Annotated in this window: 22 protein-coding genes and 1 pseudogene; all 23 read left to right on the top strand. The window is 32.2% G+C overall.

Annotated elements, in window-relative coordinates; translation table 11 throughout:
• Positions 1–54: 54 nt before the first annotated feature.
• A complete protein-coding gene (locus tag G529_RS16280) occupies positions 55–675 on the top strand; it encodes an MltR family transcriptional regulator (RefSeq protein WP_051201454.1) in 621 nt (206 codons plus the stop codon).
• 262 nt (positions 676–937) lie between these two features.
• On the top strand, positions 938–1,498 hold the full coding sequence (locus tag G529_RS0112800; RefSeq protein ID WP_157514665.1) for a hypothetical protein: 561 nt from the start codon (positions 938–940) through the stop codon (positions 1,496–1,498).
• Positions 1,499–1,653: 155 nt separating this feature from the next.
• The gene (locus tag G529_RS0112795) at positions 1,654–2,313 is read left to right on the top strand and encodes a hypothetical protein (protein WP_157514663.1); all 660 of its coding nucleotides are present in this window, start codon (positions 1,654–1,656) and stop codon (positions 2,311–2,313) included.
• Between the two features lie 154 nt (positions 2,314–2,467).
• Positions 2,468–3,343: a carboxypeptidase-like regulatory domain-containing protein gene (locus tag G529_RS0112790; RefSeq protein ID WP_035696118.1), complete on the top strand. Its 876-nt coding sequence runs from the start codon at positions 2,468–2,470 to the stop codon at positions 3,341–3,343.
• 155 nt (positions 3,344–3,498) lie between these two features.
• Positions 3,499–4,083 carry a hypothetical protein gene (locus G529_RS0112785; protein ID WP_026915899.1) on the top strand — a complete coding sequence of 195 codons (585 nt, stop codon included), beginning with the start codon at positions 3,499–3,501 and terminating at the stop codon, positions 4,081–4,083.
• Positions 4,084–4,258: 175 nt separating this feature from the next.
• Positions 4,259–4,846, top strand: coding sequence for a class I SAM-dependent methyltransferase (locus G529_RS0112780; protein WP_051201453.1), 588 nt, complete (start codon positions 4,259–4,261; stop codon positions 4,844–4,846).
• A 254-nt stretch (positions 4,847–5,100) separates the two neighbouring features.
• Entirely contained in the window at positions 5,101–5,577 is a 477-nt protein-coding gene (locus G529_RS0112775) for a hypothetical protein (protein ID WP_169513795.1), read from the top strand.
• A gap of 208 nt (positions 5,578–5,785) precedes the next feature.
• Positions 5,786–6,580 (top strand): hypothetical protein, encoded by a 795-nt coding sequence (locus G529_RS0112770; protein WP_157514661.1) that lies wholly within the window; start codon positions 5,786–5,788, stop codon positions 6,578–6,580.
• Between the two features lie 148 nt (positions 6,581–6,728).
• A complete protein-coding gene (locus G529_RS15930; protein ID WP_245566929.1) occupies positions 6,729–7,472 on the top strand; it encodes a hypothetical protein in 744 nt (247 codons plus the stop codon).
• A 317-nt stretch (positions 7,473–7,789) separates the two neighbouring features.
• Entirely contained in the window at positions 7,790–8,035 is a 246-nt protein-coding gene (locus G529_RS0112760) for an AbrB/MazE/SpoVT family DNA-binding domain-containing protein (RefSeq protein ID WP_026915895.1), read from the top strand.
• On the top strand, positions 8,026–8,349 hold the full coding sequence (locus tag G529_RS0112755) for a type II toxin-antitoxin system PemK/MazF family toxin (RefSeq protein WP_026915894.1): 324 nt from the start codon (positions 8,026–8,028) through the stop codon (positions 8,347–8,349). The genes G529_RS0112760 and G529_RS0112755 overlap by 10 nt, the downstream gene beginning before the upstream one ends.
• A 158-nt stretch (positions 8,350–8,507) precedes the next feature.
• Positions 8,508–8,885: a hypothetical protein gene (locus G529_RS0112750; RefSeq protein WP_169513794.1), complete on the top strand. Its 378-nt coding sequence runs from the start codon at positions 8,508–8,510 to the stop codon at positions 8,883–8,885.
• A 28-nt stretch (positions 8,886–8,913) separates the two neighbouring features.
• Entirely contained in the window at positions 8,914–9,171 is a 258-nt protein-coding gene (locus tag G529_RS16750) for a hypothetical protein (protein ID WP_245566928.1), read from the top strand.
• A gap of 8 nt (positions 9,172–9,179) precedes the next feature.
• Complete coding sequence (locus tag G529_RS16745) at positions 9,180–9,326, top strand: cytochrome c oxidase assembly factor Coa1 family protein (protein WP_245566943.1); 147 nt, start codon at positions 9,180–9,182, stop codon at positions 9,324–9,326.
• Positions 9,327–10,056: 730 nt separating this feature from the next.
• Positions 10,057–10,527 carry a hypothetical protein gene (locus G529_RS0112740; protein ID WP_026915892.1) on the top strand — a complete coding sequence of 157 codons (471 nt, stop codon included), beginning with the start codon at positions 10,057–10,059 and terminating at the stop codon, positions 10,525–10,527.
• 229 nt (positions 10,528–10,756) lie between these two features.
• Positions 10,757–11,497: a DUF6090 family protein gene (locus tag G529_RS16270; protein WP_051201451.1), complete on the top strand. Its 741-nt coding sequence runs from the start codon at positions 10,757–10,759 to the stop codon at positions 11,495–11,497.
• A gap of 164 nt (positions 11,498–11,661) precedes the next feature.
• Positions 11,662–12,135, top strand: a complete 474-nt coding sequence (locus tag G529_RS0112730; RefSeq protein ID WP_026915891.1) for a hypothetical protein — start codon at positions 11,662–11,664, stop codon at positions 12,133–12,135.
• 198 nt (positions 12,136–12,333) lie between these two features.
• On the top strand, positions 12,334–12,831 hold the full coding sequence (locus G529_RS0112725) for a hypothetical protein (RefSeq protein WP_157514588.1): 498 nt from the start codon (positions 12,334–12,336) through the stop codon (positions 12,829–12,831).
• A 239-nt stretch (positions 12,832–13,070) separates the two neighbouring features.
• Positions 13,071–13,364, top strand: a pseudogene (locus tag G529_RS16435) (type II toxin-antitoxin system HigB family toxin).
• 4 nt (positions 13,365–13,368) lie between these two features.
• Complete coding sequence (locus G529_RS0112720) at positions 13,369–13,725, top strand: helix-turn-helix domain-containing protein (protein WP_026915890.1); 357 nt, start codon at positions 13,369–13,371, stop codon at positions 13,723–13,725.
• Positions 13,726–14,026: 301 nt separating this feature from the next.
• Positions 14,027–14,458: a DUF1801 domain-containing protein gene (locus tag G529_RS0112715; RefSeq protein ID WP_026915889.1), complete on the top strand. Its 432-nt coding sequence runs from the start codon at positions 14,027–14,029 to the stop codon at positions 14,456–14,458.
• Positions 14,459–14,663: 205 nt separating this feature from the next.
• Positions 14,664–15,245, top strand: a complete 582-nt coding sequence (locus G529_RS0112710; RefSeq protein ID WP_026915888.1) for an outer membrane beta-barrel protein — start codon at positions 14,664–14,666, stop codon at positions 15,243–15,245.
• Positions 15,246–15,501: 256 nt separating this feature from the next.
• Positions 15,502–15,903, top strand: coding sequence for a hypothetical protein (locus tag G529_RS0112705; protein ID WP_026915887.1), 402 nt, complete (start codon positions 15,502–15,504; stop codon positions 15,901–15,903).
• Positions 15,904–15,979: the final 76 nt, after the last annotated feature.

Raw genomic sequence — 15,979 nt, 5'->3', positions numbered from 1 at the left:
ATAACCGAGACCGTTGGTTGCAATTTTCACAATAATATTGCTAAGAAGAAAAAATTGAATACATCTAAACTAAATAAGGAACAGGAAAGAAATTTTCTTAATGTAAAAAAAGTAAGAAATCAGTTAAATAATGAGACAGATAGAGGATGCTGTCTAATGGCTGTTTCATATCTAGATTTTGAACTTGAAAGAATGCTTAAAGAAAAATTAGTAGGTTCAAAAAAACATTTAAATCTTCTATTCGATTTTAATGGACCTCTCGGATCTTTTTCATCAAAAATTAATTTATCCTTTTCTCTAGGATTTATAAGTAAACCTACTTTAGATGATTTAAACATAATTCGAAAAATAAGAAATGAATTCGGACACTCATATGAATTACTAAATTTCAATTCTGATTTTATTGCAAGCCGGATAATTGGTCTTAAAAGTACCTTCTATGAACCTGGAGAAAGAGAGCCTAGAATTATATTTCTTAATACAGTTAGCTGTATAATGGCTGAAATTCATTCAGCTATTGAAAGCGATAAAAATTTCCAGGAAAAAGAAGAGGACTTTATAACCAACCCAAAAATCAAACAAGAAGTTCGACAAAAGGCAGAAAAAGCTACGGAGGAACTGACATTATTAATTCAACGATTGGAAAAAAAAGAAAAGAAGGGTGAGAATAGTTAAAAACAGCAACCAACAACGGTTCATCGCCAATAGCCGGTAGCGTTAGAAAGAAAATAATTAACTTGACCAACGAACCAACACTAAGCCGACAAAACCGCGTCCCGCACTCCGCCAACTGGCGATAACCGAGACCGTTGTAGCAAATATGTTGAGGAAAATTTTCGTTTTCATAACCGTTCTAACATTGCTTTCTAGTTGCGATGAAAAATTCGATCATCTAAAGTTCGAAAAGCAAGTGGTATATGAAGTTTTCCCACAATTAATGGATTCTCTGCATAGAGATACTAGAGTTCCTATTCCTGCACCGCCATATAAAACTGACTCCCTTGGTAATAGATTAGAGCTTGATACAATTGAATCCCAAAGAAGATGGAAGAAATTTGATAGATTAAAACTTGAATATTCTCAAGATTCTGTAAAATTGGTGACTGCAATTAGCGATTCAACTTTTTTGTTAGATGGAGGCGAAAAGAGCCAACTACTAAAATTTTACAATCTTAATAATTCAGATATTGATACTATCAATAATAATGAAAAATATAAAATTGATCTTGACAAATTAAACGCTGACAATAAGATAAGATTTATCTATAGATCGGACTTACCGGAAGGAAGAGAAATTTGGAGAACAGATTATAAATTCTATCTAAACTCTGTTGTATCTATTAGTAGAATACAATTTGATATAAATAAGATGTTTGGTGTAATGTCAATTGGTTATTCAATGGGAATATTAAATGGTATTGGATTTAGAGTTTTTATTAGGGAAAATGATGAAGGTGATTGGGTAATTGATAGAATTCAAACAACATCTATTTCGTAATAACATACTTGCAACAACAACGGTTAATCGCCAATAAGCGGCACCGTTAGTAAGAAAATAATTAACTTGACCAACAAACTAATTCTAAGCCGACAAATCCGCGTCCCATACTCCGCCAACTGGCGATAACCGAGACCGTTGGCAATAATTATGATATGAAGAAATTTATAATTTTACTACAAATATTGACGGCTTCATTTACCTATTCTCAAAGCGATCTTAAAGGTAATTTTTGTAGCTCATTAAATGGAGGATTCAATTCAACCTGTATTGAGTTTCAAGAAAATACCAAATTTAAATTTTACACTTATGGCTGTTTGGGAATGGAGAGTACTGGAATCGGAGATTTTAGTTTTAAATCTAATAAACTAATTTTAAAATTTGATAAGGTGGCAACGAGTCAAAAAAGCCAAATTAAAATTGAAAATGTTTATAATCAAAATAAGAAAGACTCAATAAAATTACACTTTGAGATTTTAGATGGAAATCTAAACATGAGACCACTTCCAGCTAACATTTTATTAGGGTCAGATTCTTTCGACTTAAAGAAAGCTTATCAAGCAAATGAAGATGGGGAAGCAATAATCTCAAAGGGGCGTAGCTCAAAAAAAGAAAAATATAAGATTCTATTTGTAGGCTATGAAATATTTGAGTTCGAGTTGTCTAACTCTTCATCTAAGAATATAGAGATTGTACTGGAATCACAAGGACCAAGAATTATTTCTAATAAAGTTTATGAGTATGATCTAGAAGAAATAAAGGAAAATTTAATAATCCTAAAAGATGGTAATAGATTCAAGAGATCGAAATCATAACTATTGCCAACATCGGTTCATCGCAAATAACGGGTATTTCCGAAAAAGTGTAATTTTAGAAACCAAGAGAGAAAATAGTTAATCCGACAAGTCCGCATCCTTACTCCCGCAACTTGCGATAACCGAGACCGTTGTGCAGCATTTACAAGAAAAATTGACCAAACAATATTTAATATTTATTTTATTCCATATTCCCATTTTAGGTTGGGGGCAATTCCAGGTTACTGGAGTTGTAATATCTAAGAATGGAGAAGGTCCAGTACCTGGCGTAACCATAGTAGAAAAAGGAACCAGAAATGGAACTGTAAGTAATTTGGATGGTCTATTTTCTATTGAAGTTTCAGATCCTAACGCAGTCTTAATTTTCTCCACAGTTGGAATGATAACCAAAGAATATGAACTGAATGGAAAAAATAAAATTACAGTAGAAACGAAATGGGATTGTAATAAGGACTTTTTCGATTCAAATAGAATTAGAATTTATGCACAGTCAGGATTTATAAATAATCCAATTGGTGGACAAATTGATATAGCTTCACCATACATTATTTCTGAGGGAGTATTGAAAGCTAGTTACAGCTATCAGACAGATTCTAAAGACAATAATTTTCAAGTAGGAAGTTTAGAATTTAAACATCCAATATCAAATTGTGATTTTGACATTGATTTTAGGGCTAGCTATAGAGATTTTAAATTTAAGAGAGAGTTAGATAATAAAACTTATTCTTTCGAGACTGACTTCAATCTTCCAAGAATAAGTTTCATAGCTGGTTACAGTCATGTAAAATTCAATAATATAAATACTTCTAAAAAATATAATTCTTCAGGAGTATTAATTGGATTTGGAACTTCTTTCGGAGGACAATTTTATCCAGAAGTTGTTGGAAAAATTTCGATTTATAAAGATAATATTGAGTACCAAGGTAAAATTCAAGGAGGTTATAAACGATTCTTGATATTTCTAAAATATTATAAACTAAGTTCTTTTAATGAACTAAGCCTGGGAATCGGATATAATTTATTTTATTAATTCATAATGTAAACGCAGCACAACAACGGTTCATCGCCAATAAGCGGCTGCGTTAGAAAGAAAATAATTAACTTGACCAACAAACCAATACTAAGCCGACAAATCCGCGTCCCGCACTCCGCCAACTGGCGATAACCGAGACCGTTGTGAGCAATATGAGAAAAAGATTTGCAATCATATTTTTAATATTTATCTATTCTTTTCAAGAATCAAATTATAAAATACTTGATTTTGTAAAGTTTCAGATTACAGTACCTTATAACTGGAACAAGTTCAATGAAAAAGGATTGGATAGTTACATTGGCGGTATAATTACGGATACTAATGACACTTTAAAATTTGATCTAGGTAGATACTCTCAAGATTTAATAAAAAGTGATTATCCTATGGTTTATGATTCTCAAAGATTAGCTGAATTGACTAAAAAGGAACTTGAAATGTTGCCCAGAACAAAGCATCTAATTGTGGATAGTACAACTGGAAATATAAATTATCATGAATATTTGCAGTATCAATTTAAAAGCGACTCTATCAACTGTTTCAAAGCAAAATTTATTACACCAACAAATAAAGGATTTGGAGGATCTGGGGTTTATATTGACAGTTTAAAAGGTAGCGATCAAATGCATAACAAGATTAGTTTTAATTTTTACGGTTGGTATTTAGATGAAAAGACTCAGAAAAGATTTTTTAAGGCATTAAAAACTTTAAAATTCAAAGAGAATTGTGAAAACAATTAGGAATAGTACTCATACAGCTCACAACAACGGTTAATCGCCAATAAGCGGCACCGTTAGTGAGAAAATATTTATCTTGACCAACAATAAAATACTAAGCCGACAAATCCGCGTTCCTCAATCCGCCAACTGGCGATAACCGAGACCGTTGTGTGCAAGCAAATAAGAATCGTTTTCTATGGATAAATCAAATGGATATGAAAATATTGCAAAAAGATTTATTCAAATTCGAGGTGAAGAAATTGATGGAATTGGAACATCGAGTGTTCGAAATTGGATTAAATCTATACCACAAAATTCTACTATGCTAGATTTAGGTTGTGGAACTGGAATTCCAATAACAAAGGTTTTAGTAGAAAATAAAATGAAGGTTTATGCAATAGATGCTTCTCCTACTTTGATAAGTGAATTTCAGAAAAACTTGCCTTATATTCCTGTGGAATGTAAAGCAGTCGAAAATTCTGAATTTTTTAATATTAAATTCGATGCTATTATAGCTTGGGGTTTAATTTTTCTATTGACATCAGATAACCAAGTCAAGCTTTTACAGAAAATTGGAAATAGCTTAAATCCTGGTGGCAAATTTTTATTCACTGCGCCAAAACAAAAAACTGAATGGACGGATATTTTGACGAACAGAAAATCTAGATCTCTAGGTGCTGAAAAGTATAAACAAATTTTATCCAAAAATGATTTAACAGTAATTCAGGAGTTCAAGGATGAAGGAGAAAATTACTATTTTGAAACAACCAAAATTAGAAACTAGTTTAATAAGGATAATCGGAACAATTTGCCAGCACACAACATCGGTTAATCGCCAATAAGCGGCAGGATTAGAAAGAAAATAATTAACTTAATCAACGAACTTATACTAAGCCGACAAATCCGCGTCCCTTACTCCGCCAACTGGCGATAACCGAGACCGTTGTCTGCAATTCACCAATAGTATTACAAAGAAGAAAAATGAAATGTTATATAATAGTTGAGAATATCCAAACTGACATCATTGAAAAAGTGTTGATGAATTTAGCGAATCTCTATGCAAGTACAGAGTTTGTCAGAGGAATTCAGCTATTCAGAAAAAAAGGTTCTACTGATTCATTTTTAATTTTATTCACCAATACTCCTGACATTGAAAGATTTAATTACTTCGTAAATTATATTGAATATCCAATAGGGCTTGAAAATTACTCACCGTTTACTCGGGGTTTTTATAGAACTGATCAGATTGATGGAAAATACGAATTTAAAAACGGCGATTGGATAATGGTTTTCATATCTAAGACTGACAATGAATATGACAATGTCCATATTTCAAATAGCTCTCATCGAAACTACGTCTTTGATTTTGGAGGCTCAGTAAAAGCCTTAAATTTAATTGAGGAAAAATTTGAATTCATCGCTTCAGAAATTGAAAACTATAATCATATTATAGATATTTATCCAAGTAAGGACTTTGAAGAAAAAAATTTGAAACCTTGGTGGAAGTTTTGGTAAATACTTTACGCTATTTCATTGGTGATTTTTGCAATATTTAGTCTGCAAAAGAACTGCAGGCAACATCGGTTGATCGCCAATAGACGGCAGCGTTAGAAAGAAAATAATTAACTTGACCAACAAACCAATACTAAGCCGACAAATCCGCGTCCCTTATTCCGCCAACTGGCGATAACCGAGACCGTTAGCTGCAAGTCAAATCAAAATTATGGGTAGACACAAGATGACATCCGGAATTTGCCGCCTTTGTGGTAAGAAAACTATGTTATCATTTGAACACGTTCCACCAAAAACCACATTTAATAGTACTACGAAGTATTCATCAGTAGCTTTCGAAGATTTTATCAAAGTTGAAAATCCCATACTAGATCCTCCAAAAGGAAAAATTAAGCAAGGGGGAATAGGTTACAATTCTTTTTGTGAGAAATGCAATAACTTCTTAGGAGCAGAATATGTGCCAGCCTATAAAAGGTGGGTAATTGGTGGGTTTGAAATTTTATTAGATAAAGAATATCATTTGCATTATTACACAATTAAACAAGTTGAGCCTCTAAAAATTTTGAAACAAATAATTTCGATGTTTTTAGCAATTAACGATGACTGGTATTTGGACGCTTACCCTGAACTCGAGGCATTTGTTTCAGATAAAGAATCGAGAATATTACCAGATAAATTTAAGGTTTTTAGTTACTTAACTAGAGCCGAAGATATTAGGTACATGCATCATGTGGTAAAAGGTAATTTGAAAACTGGTATACCTATTAATTGTTCAGAAATAGCATATCCTCCTTACGGTTACGTTTTAACAATTGACTCTGAACAAGAAATAGATAAACTTAATAATATTACTAGTTTTAAAAACTTTGATGAACCAATGGATTTAAATTTTAAAATGTTTCAATTATCTACCTATATGCCATTCCCCCTAGACTATCGTACTAAAAGTGAAATTGAGATTGGAATAGAAAGTAATATCAAGTTTAGAAATAAGACCAGCAGCTAACAACGGTTAATCGCCAATAAGCGGTACCGTTAGTAAGAAAATAATTATCTTGACCAACAAACCAATACTAAGCCGACAAATCCGTGTCTCTTACTCCGCCAACTGGCGATAACCGAGACCGTTAGCTACCATATTTTAGAAGAAAAAAATGAACAAATTACAAGATCAAATAACTCAAAAATGGGTAAAAGCAACCGGAAGAAGAATTGATCTTGAAGAACATAAATGGTTAATCGGTCCTATTGGAGCGACTGACATAATTAAAGATAAATTCATTCACGATCTAGCTATAAAAGAAAATCTTGAACTTAGCAGAAATGAAAAAAACGCTGGTCTTTTAGAATCAATAGAAGACATTGGAATCACAAATGAAAAGAAAGCTAAGCTGACAAAATCCGTTGCTGATTTTTACGAAAATACATCTAATTATGATTTTGAAATTTGGTCAGAATGGAAAGGATTTTTTAAACCTTTCGGTGGTCTATTATCAATATTATTCAGCAAGAGGTTACAACAATTAAACTTACCTTTAAGTTCTTTAGATTCTGCTAAAGGATTAAACAGCCAAATAATCAAATTAAAGTCAAAAGAAGATCAAAAAACTAAATGGACAATTTGGTATAGAAAACTAAAGAGTTCTGGTCATGTAATTTACTCAGGAGTTTATACCACATGCGAAAACCCAAATTATAAAAACCCATTATTAAAAGTAGTTTTCCCTTTACCAAATGGGAATGCATCTGTAGTAATGAAAGAAGAAGTCCTGGAAGACGGTTCGCTACTTCTTAGTTCAGATGGAAAGAAGTTTGGAGATAATGGATTCTACTTCACTTTAACGGATCATAAAGGACAGTATTGGGCTAAGTTTGTAAAAGCAATGCACAATGGATAAAAGTTTATGAAGATGAAGAGAACGTTTTGAGAGCTGATCATATTTTGAACTTTTACGGTATGAACTTTTTGAAACTGCATTATAAAATGACCGAGAAAAAATACGGTAGCTAACAACGGTTAATCGCCAATAGGCGGCACCGTTAGAAAGAAAATAATTAACTTGACCAACAAACCAATACTAAGCCGACAAATCCGCGTCCCGCACTCCGCCAACTGGCGATAACCGAGACCGCTGGCATTAATACTTCAACAGAGAAAATTTAATTTTGAAATCTGATTTAAAGTAATAACTTTGTATTTACAAAATTAAAAGTTATGGAAACTTCAATTATACAAATTGGGAATTCAAAAGGACTTCGTTTAAGCAAAACGATTCTTGAAAAATATCACATAAAAGATAAGGTAGAACTCATTTTAGAAAAAGGTCAAATTATACTCAGACCAATTGATTCGCCTAGAAAAAATTGGGAAGAGAAATTCAAGAAAATGGCCAAAAATGAGGATGACCAGCTTCTGATGAATGATGTGTTTGATGATGAAAACTTTGATGAATGGATTTAAATCAATACGATATAGTTTTAGTTAATCTAGATCCAACAGTTGGAAGTGAAATTAAGAAAACCAGACCTTGTGTAATAATTTCTCCAAATGAGATGAATAAATACTTAAGGACAATTATTGTTGCTCCAATGACAACAAATACGAAAAAATATCCGACAAGAATTCCGGTGAAATCAAATGAAAAAAAAGGAATGATCGCAATTGACCAGATTAGAACGATTGATAAACAGAGAATTGTAAAAATCTTCGAATCATTATCCAACTCGGAAATTAAAAAGTGTAAAGAGGTGCTTAAAGAAACATTTGTGGATTAAGTACTAATGCCAACAACGGTTCATCGCCAATACGCGGCACCGTTAGTATGAAAATAATTAACTTAACCAACAAACCAATACTAAGCCGACAAATCCGCGTTCCCTACTCCGCCAACTGGCGATAACCGAGACCGTTGCCAGCAATTTTTACAATGATTTTGACTAAAAGAATACTGACTTTAATTTTTTTAATAATAGCTGGTAATTCATTTCTTAGTTGTTCAAATTCCAAGAATAACAAGGGATTAAAATATGAATATTACGATCCAGAGGAATTTTATGCAGTAATTGGAAGAGTAAAGAAAAATAGATTTAGTTACCAATTACCAAGAACCAATATTCTATTTTACGAGTACTTTCTTGAAAAAGAAAAACCTTTAGAAGGTTATGAAAAAGGGATTAGAGTTAGTCTTAAAAAAGGCGAGAAATTTATTGTTTTAGTACATAAAAAAGATAGCACGATTAGTTTCTTTGGATATGTGGATCCAAGGTTTAGAAAAGAATCTTTCGAAGAAGCTAGAAAAAAAAGCGAATAAAACATTTACTCAAATTAAATAAGAAAATATGAGAAGAAGCCTAAAATGGATAATCCCGATAATAGTCGTTTTAGCAGTTGCCTTTTATTTGTTTTCATCGTCCGGAATGGGAAAAGTTGCAACCGATCTAACCCAGGCATATGCAGATGAAGAATTATACGAAAATGCTATAGAGAAGGCTAACTACAATCAAAGAGTTTTAGAGAAAATCGGAGAAATACAACCAATAGATAAAATGGCTATTTTAAATGGAGAAGTCGATTTTTCATATGATAATAAACAGTAAATTCAACTATAAAAGTTACTGGTTCAAAAGGAAATGGAAAATTAGATTTAACAGCAGAAAGAGAAAATGAAAGCTGGCGCTACGAGAAGATAAATATCCGATTTAAAGATTCCGAAAAGAATAAAAAAACAATTGAAATAATAAACCTACACTAAAACTGCAGGCAACAACGGTTCATCGCCAATAAGCGGCACCGTTAGAAAGAAAATAATTAACTTGACCAACAAACTAATACTAAGCCGACAAATCCACGTCCCCTACTCCGCCAACTGGCGATAACCGAGACCGTTATACACAAGTGCTCCGCAACGATTTTAGCTACTAAAAACTATTAGAATCCAATCTGAAAAATTTGAGTTTTTGAAGCCTTCAATTGATAATTTTGAACTAAAAATCTTTTGTTCATCGATAACTTTCAAAATCCTGGTTCTATTGAAAATTCAAGAGAATCGCTCAGGAAGGTTATTATCAAAAAGAATCTTTTGGTAGCTACTCAAACACAAATCAACTACTAAGAACTTCATCAAAAACAAGCTTAGTACCAAGAAACGGACACTTACTCGGATGCAAGAATTGTAACAAAACGAGCAAGATCCTTAATTGATTGTGAGATTATTCCCGACTGCGGCATATCAGAGGTTCTCACTCGGCTGTGTCGCACCAGTGTATAACAACGAATATTCGCAATTGTGGCCATTTGAAATAAAATAGTACTTTTAGAAACCAGGAAACAAAAACCTAAGCGGACTAATCCGAATACCTTCAACCACAACTGACGATTATTCGAAACCGTTGTGAAAAATGGTGCACAAGATCCTGCTTTAGATTATGATCAGTTTTTTAATCAAATCGCTAATTCTAAATTAAGTTAATAAACAATGTAAAATGGAACTTCTAAGAAGTGTAATAATATTAAGTATTCTGTTATCATTTAAAATATGTGTAGCACAAGAGGATACTTTAAAAATTTTAGATGAAAATGCGATTATCACGTCTGATATAAATGGAAAATTATATTATTTGTTTAAAATAGAAAGTAAAAACCCTGATTTTCAATGGGACTCATATAAATTTATCATTCCAAATCAAAAAGGTTTTGATGAGTATTACAGTGTGCACGAGATGAAAGAGAAGATATACATCGATTCTATAAATACTACAGATGTTAAAGATTTATCTAAAGAAATGACCAATTGGGAAATACATAATTTCCTAAGTAAAAGACGCAAAATTTATTTAATAACTAAACAGAAAACCAAAAGGTCAAAAAACAAAATGAATTCAATAATATACTATTCCTACCCTTTAAATTATCAAGGAACCCAAAAGAATATCGAGGTTCTCAACTTGCATTGAAGTACTGATTAAAAATTTGACGATTTGAGAACACCACTTTTCACAACAACGGTTAATCGCCAATAAGCGGCACCGTTAGAAAGAAAATAATTCACTTGACCAACAAACCAATACTAAGCCGACAAATCCGCGTCCCGCACTCCGCCAACTGGCGATAACCGAGACCGTTGTGCTTCATTATTTTATAAAGATATTTGCTAAAAATCATATCTTTAAGGAAAGTATCAACATGATAAATTTCTTTAGAAAGATTCGTCAAAAATTACTTGAAGAAAATAGGTTTAAAAAATATATAATTTACGCCTTAGGAGAAATTGTACTTGTCGTATTAGGAATATTGATCGCACTTCAAATAAATAATTGGAACCAAAATAGACTTAATGCAATTCACGAAAATAAAATTTTAAAAAATCTTAAAAAGGAGTTAGCAAGAAATAATGAATTGAATGAAGCATTGGTAATTAATAGATTGGACAAGAAAATAGAAAGTCTAAAATTAGCAAAGAAATTCTGTGAAAATGAATTGACAGTAAAGGATACCCTAGCATTCTTAAATACCGTTTCCTACGGCGGCGTTTTTTCAGGCGGCCATATTTTTGGAGAGAGAAATTCCTATGATGAACTTATAAATACAGGAAATATACAGCTCATTAATAATGATTCTATAAAAAATTCTATTGCAAATTATTATGGTTATTTAAATGCAGTTAAGGACCGAGCAAAAGTACATTCAAGTCGTTTTTCAAGCTACACCTCAGAATTAAGACCATTTGATACAGAAAATCCGAATTATATATCCAAATTTGACCAGTTTGAAATGTTACAATCATTCAATTCTCCAGAATTCAGAAAATTGGTCGATCTTGAACTTTCCTACGCTTTTAAAGTAAGAGATTATATCAAAAATGTTAGAACGCAAGGTGATCAGACAATAAATCTTATAGAGAAGAAACTAAAAAATGAACTGTAAAAATAACGCAAGCACAACAACGGTTCATCGCCAATAAGCGGCAGCTTTAGAAAGAAAATAATTAACTTGACCAACAAACCAATACTAAGCCGACAAATCCGCTTCCCTTACTCCGCCAACTGGCGATAACCGAGACCGTTGTGCACAATATTTAAACCAGGAAAATGAGAAAAGAATTATTAATACCGCTTGTTTTAATAGTTTGCAGCTGCTCCGACAATAAATCGGAAAAGAGAGATATTGCGAGGGATGAAGAATCTCAAAGCGAGCAAAAATGGACCGAATATAACTCGAAAGATTCTATACCTGATATTCTGCAAAATGCACTGATAAAAGTCAGTAATGACAACTTTGAATTAGCAGATCCGAATGAGCCGTTTAATGCAACGGATGTTATTTCCGACTCTCTTCCGCGCCAAAAACTAACGTTACTATCCTCAAAAAATAATACCTGGCGGTTAGCTTACATTCAGGGTGGGTTTGGAAAATATAATGTGTTGATAGAAAGTGAAATTCAAAAGGATTCTATAGTGAGCTTCAAATTAGGAGAATCACTTTTGACACTTGATAACAATGATTCTATAAGTAAATATATAAGTGAAAAGGATTTAGTACTTAAAACAGTTATTCTGTACTAAATACTGTGCACAACAACGGTTAATCGCCAATAGCCGGCACCGTAAGAAAGAAAATAATCAACTTGACCAACAAACCAATACTAAGCCGACAATGCCGCTTTCCCTACTCCGCCAACTGGCGATAACCGAGACCGTTGGCAACAAAGCTTATAAAAATTGAGGTGCTAGAAATAATTAATCGACTGAAAACTTTTCTTATTGAAAAATAATAATTCTCAAAATATTCAGACCACATCTTCCCGACTTTTGAGAAAGTTAAAAATGATATTATTAATTCCTTCAATTTGTGGATTAATAGCTTCTTGTAAATCAATGATTATAGATCAGATCCCTGATCAAATTACAACTGAGTTAACAATATGTGGAAGTTATGAAGTCAAAAGTAACCAAGCAACAATTGGCTACGCTGTTAAACCATTTATAGTAGAAATGGATAGAGCAGAAGAAATAATGGAATTTGAAAGGAAGTTAAAATTGAAATATAAAAACAAGTTCAATAAAGACTTAAGAGCTTATGCTTTTACTACAGATATAGCTGGAGATACTATTTTAATGACATCATTTTTATCACCAAATAAAGTTAAGAATCTTCCATTGTGGAAGTGTAAATTACTAGATGTAGATACATATCCTAAAAATTCAGAATGGGTTGATTATAATTGCTCAAAAAATCGATTTCAAGTCCCTGGTGACTAAGATTAATATTAGAGTTATTTAGTTAAAGCTCAGTTGCCAACAGCGGTTCATCTCAAATTCCGGGTATCGGGGAAAAATTGTAATTTTAGAGACCAATTATGAAAACAACTAAGCCGACAAGTCCGCGTCCCTACTCCCGCAACTTGCGATAACCGCGAACCGTTAGCACCAATATTTTTACATGATTTTAGTTACCAATTTGGGAATTTTAATTTATCTTTGTTTTAAAATAATTTGATGTGAGAATTATTGCGAAACGAACTTTACGTGATTTTTGGTTAAAACACGCTGACAGTGAACAACAATTAAAATTTTGGTACCGAGAAACTGAAAAAACAAATTGGAATAATATAAATGATCTTAAAAAAGATTATCCAAGCGCAAGCATTTAGCAGGAAAATAGAATCGTTTTCAACATTAAGGGGAACTCTTATAGATTAATTGTAAAATTCAACTTTGAATATCAGATCTGTTACATAAGATTTGTTGGAACTCACGCAGAATATGATAAAATAGACGCTAACAATATTTAATAAAATGAGAATTAAACCGATTAGAAACGAAGAAGACTATCAGAATGCTCTTCAAAGAATTGATGAGATATTTGATGCAAAAAGAGGAACTGATGAAGGAGATGAATTGGAAATCTTAGCAATTCTCATTGACAATTATGAAAATGAGAATTTCCCAATTGGAATGCCGGATCCCATAGAAGCCATAAAATTTAGAATGGAACAAATGGGTATGAAACAAAAAGATCTTGCAGAAATTTTTGGATTCAAAAGTAGAGTGAGCGAAATTTTGAGTAAGAAGAGAAAACTAACTCTGGAAATGGTAAGAAAATTAAATACTACTCTACATATTCCGACAGAAGTTCTCGTCCAGGATTACTAATTCGAACAAAAAATACAGGAGCTAATAACGGTTAATCGCCAATAAGCGGCACTTTAGAAACTAAAATAATTATCTAAACCAACAAACCAATACTAAGCCGACAAATACGCGTTCCTTACTCCGCCAACTGGCGATAACCGAGACCGTTAGCCATAAGCATCACAAAAATTTCAGTAAAGAAGAAAACGAGACAAAAACTTAAGAATTTAAAATCTTATAATTGAGTAAAAAGTTAATTTGAAAAACATTAATTTTCTGCTTGAGTAAATAAAATCTTTATGTTCTTCTTAGAAATTATCAGATGAATAAATTAACTACTAATATAAATCCTAAGGTAGAAGCAATTTTCAATTCATATCCTGATGTTGTTAAAGAAAAGATGAATTACTTACGAGATTTAGTTATAGAAACGGCTTATGAAACTCCAGGAGTATCAAATTTAGATATAACAGTGAAATGGAGTGAACCTAGTTTTGTGACTAATGTTGGAAGCACCTTAAGAATGGATTGGAAAGAAAAAAGACCTAACCAATATGGGTTATACTTTCAATGCACAAGTCGATTAGTTGATACATTTCGCTTAGTTTTCGGCAAAAAGTTTCAATATGAAGGAAATAGAGCAATTATATTTCATTTAGATCAAAAAATTCTAGAATTAGAATTAAAAGAATGTATAAAGGCTTGTTTAAGATATCATAACGTAAAACATCTAGAAACATTAGGAATATCATAAATGCCAGTGGCTAACAGCGATTCATCTCAAATTCCGGGTATTGTAGAAAAAGTGTAATTTTAGAAACCAAGAAAGAAAATGATTAAGCCGACAAGTCCGCATCCCTACTCCCGCAACTTGCGATAATCGCAAACCGTTGGCTATAATTATTTAACGAGATCCTGAGTTCAATAACTTAACGCAACAAAGAATTAACACCGTTTAGATGATCAATAAATATCTATTAATCTGTTCACTACTAATCCTTTCTCTAGACTCCTTCGGTCAAGCGCAAAATGAATTAAGAATTTACTACGGAGCTTCTAATAGCGAGTTTTTACGAAATGAAATTCTAGTTGGATCTGGAAGTTCAGAAATTAAGGATCTATCCGAATTCGGAATAAAATACTTGAAGCATTTAAACGAAAATATTGCTCTTGAAACGGGTGTTAATTACCACAATTCTACGATATTGATTAAACCAGCATTCACTGGTGTAACCAGAGAGGTTAGAGATGAAAACTTTGAATTAGTTTCAGTTCCGCTAATGGTTAATTATACAATGTGGAAATACTTTTTCATCAATGGTGGCGCTCTGATAGATTTTCAAATCACTCAAAATAGTATTGACTCTCAGGACGGAATTTGTTACGTTTTCGGTATTGGTGGACAATATGGTATTCAAGATTTCACGATATTTATCAATCCGAACTTTAAAAAACATTCTTTAATCCCATTTGAGAAATCGAATAACCATCAAAAATTGACAGAACTTGGAATTCAAATTGGTTTAGGTTATAAATTCTAATTAGAAAAAGTTACAAATAACTATAGCCAACAACGGTTAATCGCCAATAAGCGGCACTTTAGAAACTAAAATAATTATCTTAACCAACAAACCAATACTAAGCCGACAAATCCGCGTCCATTACTCCGCCAACTGGCGATAACCGTAACCGTTGTAGCAAATTTTATTAGTGGTATTCCTATTACAAAATTTAAAAACCAGGCTCCAATTAATCTGAACAATAAAATTTATTCATTTATTTAATTCTAAATTACTTATGAAATATCTCAAACTTGCAGTTCTATTGTTATTTATTACCCACACTGCTTGCGCACAAGATTATCAAACAAAAGATGAATTAGAGAATCAAATTATCGGGTCTTGGCATCTAGAAAATAGTGCTGAAGACAGAATCATTTTTTTCAAAGACGGCACTGTAAAAAGATCTGATGAAAATGGATCGATATCTGCCGACAAATATGAAATAACTAAAGACTGTAATGGAGAGAAGCTTTCCAATAAAAATTTCTTTTTAAAAATAATAGGTGAAAATGGGATTTCCTCCTGTGCCTACATTGAAGGTATAAATTATGATAACAATGGAATTTTCTCATTGATGACTAAAAATCAAGGTAAAATCATAGTTTATAAAAGAGATCAAAAAATATCCGTGAAATAAAACTTGCAACAACAACGGTTAATCGCCAATAAGCGGTAGCGTTAGTAAGAAAATAATTATCTTGATAAACAACAAA

It is taken from the genome of Christiangramia portivictoriae DSM 23547 (assembly GCF_000423045.1).
Taxonomy (GTDB): Bacteria; Bacteroidota; Bacteroidia; order Flavobacteriales; family Flavobacteriaceae; genus Christiangramia; species Christiangramia portivictoriae.
The sequence above is the reverse complement of the archived record's forward strand: the minus strand, read 5'-3'. Positions and strand labels throughout refer to the sequence as shown.

Coding starts and splice junctions, on each gene's coding strand:
- G529_RS0112775 (WP_169513795.1), top strand. CDS start 5,101: ATGAATTTAGCGAATCTCTATGCAAGTACAGAGTTTGTCAGAGGAATT.
- G529_RS16270 (WP_051201451.1), top strand. CDS start 10,757: ATGATAAATTTCTTTAGAAAGATTCGTCAAAAATTACTTGAAGAAAAT.
- G529_RS0112770 (WP_157514661.1), top strand. CDS start 5,786: ATGGGTAGACACAAGATGACATCCGGAATTTGCCGCCTTTGTGGTAAG.
- G529_RS0112710 (WP_026915888.1), top strand. CDS start 14,664: ATGATCAATAAATATCTATTAATCTGTTCACTACTAATCCTTTCTCTA.
- G529_RS0112800 (WP_157514665.1), top strand. CDS start 938: ATGGATTCTCTGCATAGAGATACTAGAGTTCCTATTCCTGCACCGCCA.
- G529_RS0112740 (WP_026915892.1), top strand. CDS start 10,057: ATGGAACTTCTAAGAAGTGTAATAATATTAAGTATTCTGTTATCATTT.
- G529_RS0112785 (WP_026915899.1), top strand. CDS start 3,499: ATGAGAAAAAGATTTGCAATCATATTTTTAATATTTATCTATTCTTTT.
- G529_RS0112795 (WP_157514663.1), top strand. CDS start 1,654: ATGAAGAAATTTATAATTTTACTACAAATATTGACGGCTTCATTTACC.
- G529_RS0112780 (WP_051201453.1), top strand. CDS start 4,259: ATGGATAAATCAAATGGATATGAAAATATTGCAAAAAGATTTATTCAA.
- G529_RS0112730 (WP_026915891.1), top strand. CDS start 11,662: ATGAGAAAAGAATTATTAATACCGCTTGTTTTAATAGTTTGCAGCTGC.
- G529_RS0112760 (WP_026915895.1), top strand. CDS start 7,790: ATGGAAACTTCAATTATACAAATTGGGAATTCAAAAGGACTTCGTTTA.
- G529_RS0112720 (WP_026915890.1), top strand. CDS start 13,369: ATGAGAATTAAACCGATTAGAAACGAAGAAGACTATCAGAATGCTCTT.
- G529_RS16750 (WP_245566928.1), top strand. CDS start 8,914: ATGAGAAGAAGCCTAAAATGGATAATCCCGATAATAGTCGTTTTAGCA.
- G529_RS0112755 (WP_026915894.1), top strand. CDS start 8,026: ATGGATTTAAATCAATACGATATAGTTTTAGTTAATCTAGATCCAACA.
- G529_RS15930 (WP_245566929.1), top strand. CDS start 6,729: ATGAACAAATTACAAGATCAAATAACTCAAAAATGGGTAAAAGCAACC.
- G529_RS0112705 (WP_026915887.1), top strand. CDS start 15,502: ATGAAATATCTCAAACTTGCAGTTCTATTGTTATTTATTACCCACACT.
- G529_RS0112715 (WP_026915889.1), top strand. CDS start 14,027: ATGAATAAATTAACTACTAATATAAATCCTAAGGTAGAAGCAATTTTC.